Raw genomic sequence first — 13,214 nt, 5'->3', positions numbered from 1 at the left:
GGTCCTCTCAACACGCAGCAGGGAGAGCCGCTGGTTAGCGGCTCTCCCTGCTGTCTGCGGTGGGTGTTGGGCTAGGCGGCGTCTTGGTCGGTGCTCTTGCGTTCGGCTACGTGGGCGAGCACGTCGGCGGGGTCGTAACGGATGTACTTGCCGATGCGGAATCCCGGCGGGCCGATGCGCTTCTTACGCCACTGGTAGACGGTCTCTTTGGCCACCTCGAAGATCTCGGCGATGTCGTCGGGGGTGAGGTAGCGGTCCGGGAGACCGAGGTGGTGCGTGCGAGCCGATACCGCCCAGCAGTCGTTACGGTCCTCGCCACGGCGTGCCGCCCGCTCCTCAAGCTCCTGAGCCGTCTGGAGAAGGGCGGGAAGGGCGGCGATGACGCTGCCGAGTCGCCCACTCTGGTAGTCGTTCCACGCGTGCTCGACACGCACGGCCACAGGCGCAGGCGTAGGGAGCTGGACTTCGGCCTCGGGGCCGAAGAGCAAGCGCGACAGCCGCCGCGGGCTCATGAGCGCGTCGCGCACGGCCGGGACGTCGTCCTGCTGCCTTTCGTCCTCCATGAGCACTGTCTGACCGAGCAAGTCACCGAGAGGCACGCGCAGGATGCGCGACAGTTCCGCGAGCATGTCGATACGGGGCGGCTTCCGGCGCCCAGTTTCGATCTTGGCCAACCAGTCAGTGCTGTAGCCGACCAGTCCGGCCAGAACCTCTTGCGTGTAGCCGCGGCGCTTGCGGTAGAACGCGATCCGCTCGCCGATGCTGAGGTGATCTCCGAGACCACGCATTGCGTGTTGCCTCCTGCTGGTTGTAGGGGCCCGCTTCACGGTACCGGGCAGGTTCTCTTCGATGGCTGTGGTGGGCAGGTTGCTGATGTCTCAGAGTCGTGCCTGCTCGGCTGAGCGCCCCGGACAGAGTGTCCGGGTACCGATCCGGGGATCGATGCCTGAAACGTTCCCTGGCACCCAAACTCGCCTTCTCACCCTCAGCGGTCGGTCAGTAGTGATAAAACCAAGTGGCTACCTTCTCGATACTGCGAGGCACACATGCAAATTTCGACTAATCCAGAAGGAAACCCGAATGCGTTCTCGATCGCAATTGAAGAAGTCGAGATGGCGACCGGTACTCGTATTGGGTTTCCGAAATCGGGTGTCACTGCCATTGTAGGACCAAATAATTCAGGAAAATCGACGCTTCTTCGTCAGATCACTTCACATATTGCGCAAGGGCCACAAGCGGCGGAGCTACAAGGCACATTTCTGGTACGGCGGGTTCAGATGGAGCGCTCCGGCTCGGTTAATGACGGCCTAGCCTGGTTGCGAAAGCATGCCATGTCCGTCGAAAATGGAGGCCAAACGGTTTTCTACGGCCCCCGACTTGAAGGGGTACATCTCAATTCTGTGGCGAATAGGCTCGAGACTTTTGAATCTTCAGGGCTGCAAGAGGTGAATAATTTTTTCGTTTTCTACGGAGATGCGTGGCAGCGACTCCAGGGTGCGTCTCCGGTGGAAATGCGGGACAAGCTTTCGCAGCCCCCAACTTCTCCGCTGCATATCCTGCAGGATGATTACAGGCTATTTGAGGATCTTAAGGGAATTTGTTTGGAGGTATTTCGGAAATCACTCACGCTGGATCGCCTCAGTAAGCGAGTGAATCTTAGGGTGGGGGACACCGGGGTTCCGGCACCTTCGATCGACCGCGTCACCGAAGAATATCTTTCCGCTCTTGCTTCCCTCCCTGAATTGATGGAGCAGGGTGACGGCATGAAGAGTCTTATTGGTCTCCTTGCGCCGTTGGTTACATCTACGTATCCAATCGTATTCATTGACGAGCCTGAAGCGTTCCTGCATCCTCCGCAGGCCGCTGCTATCGGAAGAATTCTCGGGGAACAGGCGAAGGCAAGGGGAATTCAGATTATCCTGGCTACGCACGACCGCAACCTTCTTGCCGGGCTGCTTCAATCGGAAGCTGACGTGTCTATCGTCCGGCTGGATAGGTCAGAGGAAAATGAAACTTCTGCGCATCAACTTGATGTGAGTGATCTGCGAAATATCTGGGATGATCCAGTCCTCCGTTACTCGAATGTGCTTGATGGGCTATTTCATCGCCTTGTTGTGATCGCGGAGGCTGATAGTGATTGCCGCTTCTATTCGGCGGCTCTGGAGGAATCCATGGCGCAACTTCCGGTTTCCTTTCCTGCCGGAGATGTTCTATTTGTTCCCAGTGGGGGTAAGGCTGGAATCGTGAAGCTAGTTAAGGCCCTCCGCTCCGTAAACGTTCCCGTTGCGGCGAGCCCCGACATGGATGTTTTGAATAACCGTGAGACGCTCAGGGCGCTCGTGGAGTCGTTTGATGGGTCTTGGTCTGATGTGCAGCAGGATTACGATGTGGCTACAGTCCCATTTAGGAGACCGCGTGAAAGGGTATCCGTAGATCAGGTCCTTTCAGCGCTAAACGCCCTTTTTGCTGAGCGGGGGGAAGAATCGTTCACTGCTGACGTTCGCGGAGAATTTATGGCCCAGCTGCGGTCAAGGGAGAGCCCCTGGTCTGACGTAAAGCAATACGGGGAACTAGCGTTTAAAGGGGAAGCGGCGCAGGCCGTGCAGCGTCTCTTGTCTAAACTAGACGAGTTGGGCATCGTGCTTGTGCGTGTAGGGGAATTGGAGCGCTTTGCTCCTGCTCTCGGAGTGGCAAAGGGGCCGGCTTGGCTGCCCGCCGCTATCAAGGCTGGCGCGCACAAGGAGCCTGCGGCGCGTAGGCATGTAGCCGCGCTTGCTCACGTGGGCTGACGTGGGGCCGTCCCTGGGCCGTCGAAGGGCGGCCTATAGCGACCAGCAACGACCGAACGACCCCTCAACTGCAGGTCATTGGCGCCCGAACGTGAGTCGTTCGAGGACCGCATCGCGCCGCACAACTTCCTGCGCAACAAGCGTGCTGGCCGGTGGGTGGGACGGAGCGAACGTCAAGCGAATCAACGGCTGTGGAATGGCTGACTCGAGAAGAAGTCGAGAAGTGGATGGGCGAGGTGTACGGGGTCTGACTGCTGGACGCCTTGGGCGAGAGAACAGGGCCCTCGAACGCCATGAGCCTGTGTCAGCGGGGTGGAGGACTGTTCTGCCGCCAGGACCTGAGGCACGCGCTACCGGTCGATGTTGAAACGGCGCATCACTACGGTCGCTTGGCGTAGCCTATTTGTGAAGTCCTCGCTGCGGGCAACCCTGTCAATTCCCTGAGTCCTGTTCCCGCGCAAGGCGCTCCGATATTCGCGATCCAGCAGGTTCGTCATTGCTCCCATGAGAGCATCTGACAGATGTTCCAGCGTGACATTTAGAAGATCACGCTGCGTGGGTCGCCGTAGTCGCGTCAGTGTGAACCGACTCATGTATGCGAGATGATATCGCCAGTTTTCCATTGTGTCGCCCAACAGTGGCCGATCTTTGACGTAATCCATCAGGAAATCACTGATGCGTGTATGAACGTCTAGGACAAGCCCGTACAAATCAATATCCGTGTCGGTCGAAAACACCTTGTAGTAGTGGGAATCATCCAGAAGTAGTGTTTCCGAGTACTTGAGCGCTGTGTGAGGTTCCCCAACCGTAAAAGCAGTGTACTCGCGCGCCAATCTGGACATGCTGACCACTTGCTCGAGCGGAAAACCCAGATTTTTGTAGTAGTTCGCCCGCCGCTCGTAGCGATATCCGTCACGCGCGAGCGCTTCTTCGATGTCCTTCTGGATTTTCTCAGTGGCGCGCAGGGCGCCGGGCGGGAGCTGTGTCTGACTGTTTGTCGCACGGATGATTACGTCCCTGGCACGCCCGGAGGAAGGCGGGACCATGACTCGCACGAGAACTGAGCGCTCGTTGTGTTGCCCCGAGTTACGGAAATGGTTGAATATTTCATGGCTCGTTTGTAGGCCGTTTACGATCTGAGGGTCCCTTACTATGATCCGCTTTCCAGCAATGCTGACCTCCTCTGCGACGATGGTTACACCATTGTTGAACCACCAGAAGTCTTCGCGGTGATTAGACTTTAGAGTTTCGCCGATTGCGGCATTGACAGAAGTCTGACCTGCGTAATCTCGCACGTTGGACTCAAACAACTCGAGTCGGAGTGCGCCATTTTCGGACGTGATGAAGTTGTAGTATTGGTCAAGGCGTACTAGGCATATGTAGCCGTCGCCGAGTGATGTACTGACTGGCGTCTCGGTGAATGTCATATCCAAGACGATAGAAGCGCCGCGCCCCGACATCTCCCTGAGCTCTGCGGCACCGAGGTACTCAACGTCGCATTTTGTTTTCGAGGCAACCTTTGCTAGTTCCCTGGCGAGCCTACTTCCCTTAGCTCGCACGTTAGGGTGTGGAGCCTCCACGGATCGGGTGGCGTAAATCACCCGGATTGAAACCTCCGGGAAAGAGGAGGCAAGGGCTTCTAGTACCTCGAGAAACCTGCCAGTGCGATCTAGTAGTTTCGCATTCGTTGACTCGGATAGAGTCTTTACGTCTCGACCCATATCGAGAAGCAACGGCAGATGGTAATGCAGTTTCTCGAAGGCTGTCTCTTGATAGCCGGCCGAAGTTTTGGCCTGCAAAATTACGAGCTCGAGCTTCTTCGCTCGAATGGTCACGTGACGGTCGATGCTGGCAGAAACATATCGATCGTCAACGAAAACCCAGAGGCCGTCGATGCCGCAATCGTGAGAGCCGTCAACGATACCGTCACGTAGTTCATCGATGTCTAGGTCTCGGTCTTGTAGTGCGGTGCTCGCTGTGAAGTAGTTAAAAAAGTCGTCCATCTTTTGATTTGGTGCAAGCCGCCGCCTCTGATCTTCCAGGATTCGGTCGAGCAGGCGTTGATCGTTACTCTTCACAGCCATCTGTGGCGCCCCCAAGTTCCACACGCTTCTGCAAGGAATCATCTTGGCGAAGCTGCGCGCTGGCAAGATGCACGGCACAACTTGGCGGGTGCTCTGACCCGCCCAATGACACTTGATGCACGCATCATGGCGGTGCCGCCGCGGCCGTGTTCGGTGTGCGGCAGCGAGTCCCGGACTGCGCGCTGCACCGGCGTCGCCGGCTGCGGGCCGCGCTGGGTGGATCGGTGTCGAGGCCACGCGCTGGCCGTTGGCGTCTTTGTCCCAAGGGATAGCGCGCAGGGCCGGATCGGCGGTGGCCGGACGGGTTGTCGCGGGTGGCCTGGAACCACTCGGCCGTGGGGGCCGAGTGGTGGCGGTGAACGGTGCCCCGCGGGTCTCTGGCTGGATCGCCCAGCGCTCCGACCGCAGCTCCGAGCCCCGTGACGTGACGGCAGTCTTTGACGGCAACACCGGTGCACATCGCCGTATCGGGAGAACCAGCCGCGCACCCCGCAGGCCAGGCCGGACGGCATCGCCCCTGGTCGTTGGGCTGTTGGGGGGAACTTGTAAGGCGGTGGTCAGCCGCTTCACCCGCGAGCTGGGCCGTCTCCGGGCCGTACGAGGGTGGCCGACGACAACCGCTGACGGCCGACAACGACCAAGAGGGCGCGGCAGGCTGCCGCGCCCTCTTGGTGTGTCTGTGCAGCTAGACCCAGGTGTCCAGCCACATCCGGGAGCGCCACTGGTCTATGGGGATCGCCGTGCCCGTGTACAGGGGCCAGAAGTGGAGTTCTTCCAGGGCGATACGGCCCGCAGGCACGTACGTCTGGCCTACCGTCGCAAGAACGACTCGGAGGGGTGGTCGCGGCAACTGCTGTGGCCCTGACGGGGCAACCCCGAAGGTGGGTCGGAGGTCTGAATCGGCATGCGCATGTACCGGACCGGCGCCATTCTCGGCGCACTGCTCGTCGCTCTGCTCACCGTCACCGCGTGCTCGCCCCGGGCGGGGAGCGGGGGGAAGGCCCCGGACCGGCCCACGCCGTGGACCATGCCGACGGGGCCGGGCGGTTACGGCGGGCGGCTCCTGGGCGCACGTTGGCGGGTCGACTGGGTCACGGTCGACGGGCGCAACATCGACGCACCGCCGGACGCCGGCGCGTGGGTCGAGTTCGGCTACGACAACACGGCCGTGGGCGACTACGGATGCACGCCGTTCAAGTCGTCCGCCACGGTCACCGCCACGACGCTCACCGTCGGTACGGACACGTCGGGGGCGACGCCGGACGACGCGTGTCCGGCGAAGGAGCGCGCCTTCGAGCAGCGGATGCGGAAGATCTTCACCGGCGGCCCCCTGGCGGTGGCCGAGCGGGTCGACGAATTCTCGATGACCCTGAAGAACCAGAGGGGCGACTATGTCGCGCTGCAAATGCTGTGGCCTCAGGGGCTCTTCGGAGCGCCGTGGCGAATCGAATATCTGAACGTCGCCGACACCCCCGTCGACATGACGGCCGGCAAAGAGGTCTACTTCGTCTTCCACCGGGACGGCACGGTCACTGGAAAGGGAGGCTGCAACGGCTTCAAGGGCCGGGCCGCCTTCGCAGGCGAGCACGTCACGCTGTACCCGCTCACCCGCACCACGCACCGGACCTGCTCACGGAAGATCATGTCCCAGGAGGACGGCCTGCTCGACCAGGACCCGCGCACGTTCTCGGTCGTTGCCTCGCGCGGCATTACCTTCGTAGACCGCACCCCCGGCCTCGACGGCCTCGCCTACAACTTCATCCGGGTGAGGTGACCGGCACACCACCGCGCCCAGGGGTCTGGATTCACAGTCGGCCCGGCTCGCCGGCCGGCGGTCCGCACCCGAGCCTGAGGGAGCCTCTGGGGCATCCATGGGGAACCAGGGCTTTTCGCGGCCGAAGACCCTGCTCACGTTCTGACCGCCGCGCGGTCTGTAAATCTCCCGGGCCCAGAGCTGGGCCGTCCTCGGGCCGCGCGAGGGCGACCAACGACAACCGTCAACGCCCAACAACGACCAAGGGGGCGCGGCAGATTTCCGCGCCCCCTTGCTACGTCTGCCCAGCTAGACCCAGGTGTCCAGCCACATCCGCGACCGCCACTGGTCTATCAGGCCGCGCAGGCGGTGGTCACGGAATACGCGGCGCGTGAGGGCGTGAGCATGTCGCGGCAGGAGGTCGAGTGGGCTGTGAAGAGGGCCGTACGACCCCCAGCGTCGGAGGGCTGACGGCGCTACTCCGCGTCCGGCCAGACGGCCAGCGTGCGAGCCGCGGCCTCGTCGACCAGTGTGAGGCGTGCGCCGGGGATGGTGCCGTACTCGCCCACCCAGGACACGAACTTGCCTCGCGCGACTGCGTCGTTCTCCCACCAGCCCTGTATGACCGGGCGGCCGGTGGAGGACACCGTGAGGTGGAAGCGCTCCCGGTCAGGGGCGGTGCTGGTCATGTGAGCCTGATCCCGCGCGGCCTGTGAGGCTCGCGGGCGATGTACCCGAGCGCTTCGATCCGTCCCAGGTGGTAGTGCACGGAGGCGCGGCTGCGCATGCCCACATGCGCGCCGATCTCCTGCACGGTCGGGGATTCACCTCGTTCGGCGATCGACTCGCGGATGCAGCGCAGGATGTGCTCCTGGGTGCTGGTGAGGTAGTCGACCCTGTGGTTCGCCATATATCCGAATTAGATCGCGTGTTCGAATTCTGGGCTAAGGTGAGTCGCACCGGTTTGTTCGGCGGCGCCGTCATGTCGACCTGTTCAGCGCACGGCCGGTGACTGACGAGGGCAGGGCCACCTCAAAGAGTCCGAGGGGCGGCGGTGAACGGCGGCCCGCGGGTCTCTGGCTGGGTCGCTTAGCGCTCCGCACGGCCGGGCGGACATGGGCTCGTGGACGAAACCGCAGATCCGAGCCCCGTTGTCGGGCGAGAGGAAACAGTTCAGCGCCCAAGGCTTTGACCTGGGCACTGAACTCTTCTCTGCGCAGCTGGAATCGAGGATCTGCGCACTGATCTGCTCAGTGCGCAGACACCCGACGGTGCGGCTACTTGGGGCGTTCGTAACCGACGAAGAGGTCGTGGGTTCAAATCCCGCCACCCCGACAGCCGAAACAGCAGATCAGGCAGGCACTGAATTCAGCACCTGCCTGGTCTGTTTCAGTCTGCGTGTCTATCCCCGCCTGCCACGCAAGCGGCTTGACTCCGTCATTGAGACTCGCTCCGCTCCCCGCGCGCGGCCCGGCCCTCGGCCGGGCCTGCGGTCATGTCTCCGCCCCGCTTCAGCCCGGCCGGCGTCCGTGCCGCTGCGACTCCATGGTCTCCATGATGCAGCGAGCCCCGCCGCTGCGGGGTGCGCGGCGAGGCCTGCAGATGGTGGTCGGCGTCGTGCGACGTCAGCGATCAGAAGTCAGTTCGGGACGCTTTGATGGTCTTGCACTCGAGCTTCTTGGCGTCCTTGATCTCGTCCGCGTTCACCAGCGCACCAGCGTTCTTGTCAGTGAACTTCTGGCCCGGGGCGAGGTTCTCGGCGGTTGACATGAAGTCGTTGACCTTCTTGCCGTCGGCCAGGACCTCGCCCTCTACGAAGTACGAGTATCGGCGGTCGCCGTTGTTGGCGTAGTCGACGTGGATGGCCATCTCCTTGATGCCGAAGTCGCCGGTGACCACGTCGCACTTAGTGACCTTGAAGTCCTTCATGACCTTGGACTCCTTGGCGCCGCCGGTCTTGGACTTGCCGTCGCCGACGGTGGTGGAGTCGTACGACTTGTCGAGCTCCTTACTGGCCTTGTCGACGGCGGAGAAGAACAGGGCGTTCATGGCAAAGAACATGATGATCGCTACGGCCGAAGTGACGAGGCCGGTGATGCCGGCGCCCTTGCCCTTGCGGACCTTGCCCGCCTTGGAGAGGCCGATGGCGCCGAAGATGATGCCAAGGATCGCGAGCGGCCAGACGACGACGTTCAGGACAGGGATGAAGCTGACTACGACGGCGATGATGCCGAGGACGAGTGCGGTGGTGGCCAGCCCGTTGCTGCCGGGCTGCTGGGGCTGGGGGTACTGCTGCTGGCTCATGGTGCTCCCCACGGGTTTCTGCTGTGTTTGCGCGTGGGTGACCAGTGAAGGACCTGTGTGGTTGCCGCAAAGGTACGGAAAGTGATTAGTTCGTGATTGAACTTTCCTGATGGGCAAAAAATTTGGTGTGCAGGGCGCGGCTGTGGTGTTTTGGGAGGTCATCGGCGGTGACGGCGGGATCGGGCAGGGGCCTCACCTCGGCGTCCCACCGCGATGCGTCACGCGGCTCCACCGTCGTCACCCGCAGTGCGGTGTGATGCTTCGCGTTGAGGAAAACGAGTCGTCCTGGTTGCCCGACATGCGCGGCGGTGTGGACAGCACGCCGCACTGCCGCGGTCCGCGAAGTCCACCGATCGGCCGCACCCGCGGCAACATCCGTCCGAGCGTTCGTGCAACCACTCGACACAGCACGCCCGATCGAACGATTTCCGCCATGCGGCGCTACTGAACAGTGGCCTGCGCACTTGACCTTATGAAGCGCAGCTGAACTTTCGACTGTCGCTGAACAGTTCGCCTGACAGCGGCACCAGAATCACTCGGAAACGGCCTGCAACGACGTAGGCAGGTCGAAACGTCCAGAGATGTACCTTACGACGCTGAACGGTTCACCGCGCTGCTGAACTACATGCTGAACTCTTTGCTGCGCTGCTTGAACTCTTTCGTGCTGTTCAACACCCGTGACGTGACGGCAGTCTTTGACGGCAACACCGGTGCACATTGCCGTATCGGGAGAACCAGCCGCGCACCTCGCAGGCCAGGCCGGACGGCATCGCCCCTGGTCGTTGGGCTGTTGGGGGGAACTTGTAAGGCGAGGGTCATAGGTCGGGCTTGCCAGCAGAGTGCCCTCCTCGGGGACCTTATACCGGGCTCTCGTCACCGGTGGCGGCATCCACCGCCGGGCCGTCCGTGGGCCGTCCGAGGGCGGCCCACGACGACCAACAACGACCAATGACACCGGCTACCCGGCAGCTCCACAGGGGATGCCGGGCAGCACTGCACCCCGCCGCAGGGGCAGTTCAATACCAGCGGTACTGAGCCGACGAGCTGCCGGGGCACCTGAACCATCGGTACGGAAGAGCCGGTGGCGCGCCCTTGTGACCCATGGGCGCCCCCGAAACTCACTGCACGCCCTCTTGTTGACCCTCCCTTTAACTGCGACTCTGAGAGTCCCCCCACTTGTGAACTTGTGAATCGCTTCTCTTGGCGCTTCACCAAGGAGGTGGCTCCAGCCCATGCTCGTCCGCGACGCCATGAGCACGGTGGTCCTCACCATCGGCCCGGCACACACGCTCCGTCAGGCGGCCTGCCTGATGTCCTCCCGCCGCGTAGGCGCGGCCGTCGTCCACGACGAAGACTCCTCCGGCCTCGGCATCCTCACCGAACGCGACATCCTCAACTCGATCGCCCTCGGACAGAACCCGGACACCGAGACCGCGGGCACCCACACCACGACCGACGTCGTCTTCGCCGCCCCCGTCTGGACCCTGGAGGAAGCCGCGGCGGCGATGGCACACGGCGGCTTCCGACACCTGATCGTGCTCGACGACAACGGCCCGGTCGGCATCGTCTCGGTCCGCGACATCATCCGCTGCTGGGCCCCGAAGCGGCAGCGGGTACCGGCGTAGACGCCCAGGCGCCGCCGCCCGGGCACCGCTTCCTGAGCACCGCTCCCTGAGCACCGCTCCCTGAGCGCTACTGCTGGGGCACTGCTCCCTGGACACGCCTCCCGGGGTCGGGCCCCCGCATGCCGACGGGCCGGACCCCCACTCAGAGGGATTCGGCCCACCGCCCACGACAAGCGTCCAGTGCCGGCTGTCAGCCGCGCAGGGCCTGGACTGCGGCCTCCAGCCGCTTGCCGAAGTCTTCGTCGGCCTGACGGAAGTTGTTGATCGCGCGCTCGGCGATGTCGTCACGGGAGACCCTGGCGATGGAACCCGCCAGGTTCGCGATCAGGCGCCCCTGCTCGTCCTCCGACATCAGGCGGTACAGCTCGCCTGCCTGCACGAAGTCGTCGTCCTCGGGGTGGGACGGCGCCTCGGTCTCACCGGTGTGGCCGGTCACCGCGATCGGCTGCCACAGCGGCCGGTCCGTCTGGAGCGGACCACCGAAGCTGTTCGGCTCGTAGTTCTTCGCGCCCTTGTGGCGGCCGTCGTACAGGAAGCCGTCACGGGAGTTCGTGCGCGCCTCGGCGGCGTGCGGGCGGTTCACCGGCAGGTGGTCGGCGTTGACGCCGACGCGGTAGCGGTGCGCATCGCCATAGGCGAAGAGCCGCCCCTGAAGCATCTTGTCGGGCGAAGGTCCGATACCCGGTACGAAGTGCGCCGGCGAGAAGATGGACTGCTCGACCTCGGCGAAGATGTTCTCCGGGTTGCGGTTGAGCTCCAGCCTGCCGATCTCGATCGGCGGGTAGTCCTCGTGCGGCCACACCTTGGTGAGGTCGAACGGGTTGAACCGGTAGGTCGCCGCGTCGGCCGCCGGCATGATCTGCACCTGCACGGTCCAGGACGGGAACTCACCACGCTCGATGGCCTCGCGCAGATCGCGCTGGTGGGAGTCGGGGTCCTCGCCGGCGAGCTTGTCGGCCTCCACCTGGGTGAGGTTCTTGATGCCCTGGTCGGTCTTGAAGTGGTACTTGACCCAGAAGACCTCACCGGCCTCGTTGTTCCACTGGTACGTGTGCGAGCCGTACCCGTTGAGGTGGCGGTAGGAGGCCGGGATACCCCGGTCGCCGAAGAGCCAGGTCACCTGATGCGTGGACTCGGGGGACAGCCCCCAGAAATCCCACACGTTGTCGGCCTCCTGCGAACCGGTGTACGGGTCGCGCTTCTGCGTGTGGATGAAGTCCGGGAACTTGATGGCGTCCTTGATGAAGAACACCGGGGTGTTGTTGCCGACGAGGTCGTAGTTGCCCTCTTCGGTGTAGAACTTCAGCGCGAAGCCGCGGGGGTCACGGACCGCGTCCGCGGAGCCGAGGTTGCCTGCCACCGTCGAGAACCGCAGAAAGGTCTCGGTCTCCTTGCCGACGTGGGAGAGGAACGCGGCGCGGGTGTACCGGGTGACATCCGCGGTGACCGTGAAGGTGCCGTAGGCGGCGGCGCCGCGGGCGTGCACGACACGCTCCGGGATGCGCTCACGGTTGAAGTGGGCGAGCTTCTCGAGAAGCAGCTGGTCCTGAACGAGCACCGGGCCGCCGACGCCCGCGGTCTCGCTGTTCTGGTTGTCGGCCACCGGCGCGCCGGCCTCCGTCGTAAGCGGTCCCTGCGTCACGTGCGCCTCCTGCGTCATTCCGGACCAGTCCTGCCCAGTCCCACCCGATAGCCAATGTCGAACCGATCCTACATTAGACAATATCTAAGACAAGTCCTCATCCAAATTCACACCTATTCAGGATCTGGTCTCCTTGCTGTTAAGCTGGCCTGCATGAGTGACCTGTTGGAACGGCTGCGCGGACGCGGATGGCGAATGACCGCGCAGCGGCGTGTCGTGGCCGAGGTACTCGACGGCGATCACGTCCATCTGACGGCCGACGAGGTACATGCCCGGGCCGTCACCAAGCTGCCCGAGATCTCCCGGGCGACCGTCTACAACACGTTGGGTGAGCTGGTCTCGCTCGGCGAGGTGCTGGAAGTCGCGACGGACAAGCGTGCCAAGCGCTACGACCCGAACGCGCACCGTCCGCACCACCACCTGGTCTGCGCCCAGTGCGGCTCGATCCGCGACGTCCACCCGAGCGGCAACCCGCTCGCCGACCTCCCCGACTCGGAGCGCTTCGGCTTCACGGTCTCGGACGTAGAGGTGACATACCGGGGCCTGTGTCCCGCCTGCGCGTCAGCCTGACTCCCCCGAAGCCCCGGCCTCCACGGACGCCGGGGCTTCCCCTTGCCCTCCGCAGCCCCGAAAACGCCGAAGGACCCAGATCTGAATGATCTGGGTCCTTCGCCTTCAAGTAGCGGGGACAGGATTTGAACCTGCGACCTCTGGGTTATGAGCCCAGCGAGCTACCGAGCTGCTCCACCCCGCGTCGATGAACTGAACATTACGTCAACCAGGTGGACCAGTGCAAATCCCATGACCGGCGTCCTCAACGCCACCTGAGCGCGACCCCTCCAGCGAAGGCAGGTCCGGGGGCCACCCCTGGGGATACGCCGAAAGCCCCTACGGGGTTCGGGGCGGAGCCGTACGGGGTTCGGGGCGCAGCCCCGCTGGGGCGCAGGGGCGCAGCCCCGCTGGGGCGCAGGGGCGCAGCCCCGCTGGGGCGCAGGGGCGCAGCCCCGCTGGGGCGCA

The 13,214-nt window shown here is 63.4% G+C and carries 9 protein-coding genes, 1 tRNA gene and 4 pseudogenes; 6 read left to right on the top strand and 8 right to left on the bottom strand.

The window, feature by feature from the left end:
• Positions 1-71: 71 nt before the first annotated feature.
• Together ACIQTP_RS16090 and ACIQTP_RS16085 are read right to left on the bottom strand one after the other, a co-directional pair.
• Positions 72-266: pseudogene (locus ACIQTP_RS16090) on the bottom strand (helix-turn-helix transcriptional regulator); the annotation flags it as partial.
• Positions 267-641: 375 nt separating this feature from the next.
• Positions 642-788 (bottom strand): annotated as a pseudogene (locus ACIQTP_RS16085) (helix-turn-helix domain-containing protein); the annotation flags it as partial.
• A gap of 258 nt (positions 789-1,046) precedes the next feature.
• Between ACIQTP_RS16085 and ACIQTP_RS16080 the strand changes: the two are divergent.
• Together ACIQTP_RS16080 and ACIQTP_RS16075 are read left to right on the top strand one after the other, a co-directional pair.
• Positions 1,047-2,789 carry an ATP-dependent nuclease gene (locus ACIQTP_RS16080; protein WP_403400244.1) on the top strand — a complete coding sequence of 581 codons (1,743 nt, stop codon included), beginning with the start codon at positions 1,047-1,049 and terminating at the stop codon, positions 2,787-2,789.
• Between the two features lie 143 nt (positions 2,790-2,932).
• Positions 2,933-3,037, top strand: a pseudogene (locus tag ACIQTP_RS16075) (NUDIX hydrolase); the annotation flags it as partial.
• A 102-nt stretch (positions 3,038-3,139) separates the two neighbouring features.
• Here the strand turns inward: ACIQTP_RS16075 and ACIQTP_RS16070 are convergent.
• Positions 3,140-4,873, bottom strand: a complete 1,734-nt coding sequence (locus tag ACIQTP_RS16070) for an AIPR family protein (protein ID WP_403400242.1) — start codon at positions 4,871-4,873, stop codon at positions 3,140-3,142.
• A 745-nt stretch (positions 4,874-5,618) separates the two neighbouring features.
• On the opposite strand from ACIQTP_RS16070, the pseudogene ACIQTP_RS16065 reads away from it, so the two are divergent.
• Positions 5,619-5,738 (top strand): annotated as a pseudogene (locus tag ACIQTP_RS16065) (pyridoxine 5'-phosphate oxidase C-terminal domain-containing protein); the annotation flags it as partial.
• 39 nt (positions 5,739-5,777) lie between these two features.
• Positions 5,778-6,647, top strand: a complete 870-nt coding sequence (locus ACIQTP_RS16060; RefSeq protein ID WP_054233046.1) for an META domain-containing protein — start codon at positions 5,778-5,780, stop codon at positions 6,645-6,647.
• A 455-nt stretch (positions 6,648-7,102) separates the two neighbouring features.
• On the opposite strand, the gene ACIQTP_RS16055 is transcribed toward ACIQTP_RS16060, so the two are convergent.
• The 3 genes from ACIQTP_RS16055 to ACIQTP_RS16045 form a co-directional block, all read right to left on the bottom strand.
• Positions 7,103-7,315, bottom strand: a complete 213-nt coding sequence (locus ACIQTP_RS16055) for a hypothetical protein (protein WP_120985177.1) — start codon at positions 7,313-7,315, stop codon at positions 7,103-7,105.
• A complete protein-coding gene (locus ACIQTP_RS16050) occupies positions 7,312-7,536 on the bottom strand; it encodes a LexA family protein (protein WP_403400239.1) in 225 nt (74 codons plus the stop codon). The genes ACIQTP_RS16055 and ACIQTP_RS16050 overlap by 4 nt, the downstream gene beginning before the upstream one ends.
• A gap of 722 nt (positions 7,537-8,258) precedes the next feature.
• Positions 8,259-8,930: a DUF4190 domain-containing protein gene (locus ACIQTP_RS16045; protein ID WP_403400237.1), complete on the bottom strand. Its 672-nt coding sequence runs from the start codon at positions 8,928-8,930 to the stop codon at positions 8,259-8,261.
• A gap of 1,232 nt (positions 8,931-10,162) precedes the next feature.
• On the opposite strand from ACIQTP_RS16045, the gene ACIQTP_RS16040 reads away from it, so the two are divergent.
• A complete protein-coding gene (locus ACIQTP_RS16040) occupies positions 10,163-10,555 on the top strand; it encodes a cyclic nucleotide-binding/CBS domain-containing protein (protein ID WP_067368643.1) in 393 nt (130 codons plus the stop codon).
• A gap of 190 nt (positions 10,556-10,745) precedes the next feature.
• On the opposite strand, the gene ACIQTP_RS16035 is transcribed toward ACIQTP_RS16040, so the two are convergent.
• Complete coding sequence (locus ACIQTP_RS16035; RefSeq protein ID WP_403400232.1) at positions 10,746-12,197, bottom strand: catalase; 1,452 nt, start codon at positions 12,195-12,197, stop codon at positions 10,746-10,748.
• 153 nt (positions 12,198-12,350) lie between these two features.
• Here ACIQTP_RS16035 and ACIQTP_RS16030 point away from each other — a divergent pair, with 153 nt between their 5' ends.
• Positions 12,351-12,767 carry a Fur family transcriptional regulator gene (locus tag ACIQTP_RS16030; RefSeq protein WP_402035565.1) on the top strand — a complete coding sequence of 139 codons (417 nt, stop codon included), beginning with the start codon at positions 12,351-12,353 and terminating at the stop codon, positions 12,765-12,767.
• 110 nt (positions 12,768-12,877) lie between these two features.
• Here the strand turns inward: ACIQTP_RS16030 and ACIQTP_RS16025 are convergent.
• Positions 12,878-12,951: transfer RNA gene (locus ACIQTP_RS16025), tRNA-Met, on the bottom strand.
• Between the last annotated feature and the right edge of the window lie 263 nt (positions 12,952-13,214).

Source organism: Streptomyces sp. NPDC090798, from assembly GCF_044768965.1.
Lineage (GTDB): Bacteria > Actinomycetota > Actinomycetes > Streptomycetales > Streptomycetaceae > Streptomyces.
Note: the sequence above shows the minus strand (reverse complement) of the source record. Positions and strands in the feature narration are given on the sequence as shown.

What these genes read in the sequence shown, in the direction of transcription:
- ACIQTP_RS16080 (WP_403400244.1), top strand. Translation starts at nt 1,047, where the DNA reads ATGCAAATTTCGACTAATCCAGAAGGAAACCCGAATGCGTTCTCGATC.
- ACIQTP_RS16070 (WP_403400242.1), bottom strand. Translation starts at nt 4,873, where the DNA reads ATGGCTGTGAAGAGTAACGATCAACGCCTGCTCGACCGAATCCTGGAA.
- ACIQTP_RS16060 (WP_054233046.1), top strand. Translation starts at nt 5,778, where the DNA reads ATGCGCATGTACCGGACCGGCGCCATTCTCGGCGCACTGCTCGTCGCT.
- ACIQTP_RS16055 (WP_120985177.1), bottom strand. Translation starts at nt 7,315, where the DNA reads ATGACCAGCACCGCCCCTGACCGGGAGCGCTTCCACCTCACGGTGTCC.
- ACIQTP_RS16050 (WP_403400239.1), bottom strand. Translation starts at nt 7,536, where the DNA reads ATGGCGAACCACAGGGTCGACTACCTCACCAGCACCCAGGAGCACATC.
- ACIQTP_RS16045 (WP_403400237.1), bottom strand. Translation starts at nt 8,930, where the DNA reads ATGAGCCAGCAGCAGTACCCCCAGCCCCAGCAGCCCGGCAGCAACGGG.
- ACIQTP_RS16040 (WP_067368643.1), top strand. Translation starts at nt 10,163, where the DNA reads ATGCTCGTCCGCGACGCCATGAGCACGGTGGTCCTCACCATCGGCCCG.
- ACIQTP_RS16030 (WP_402035565.1), top strand. Translation starts at nt 12,351, where the DNA reads ATGAGTGACCTGTTGGAACGGCTGCGCGGACGCGGATGGCGAATGACC.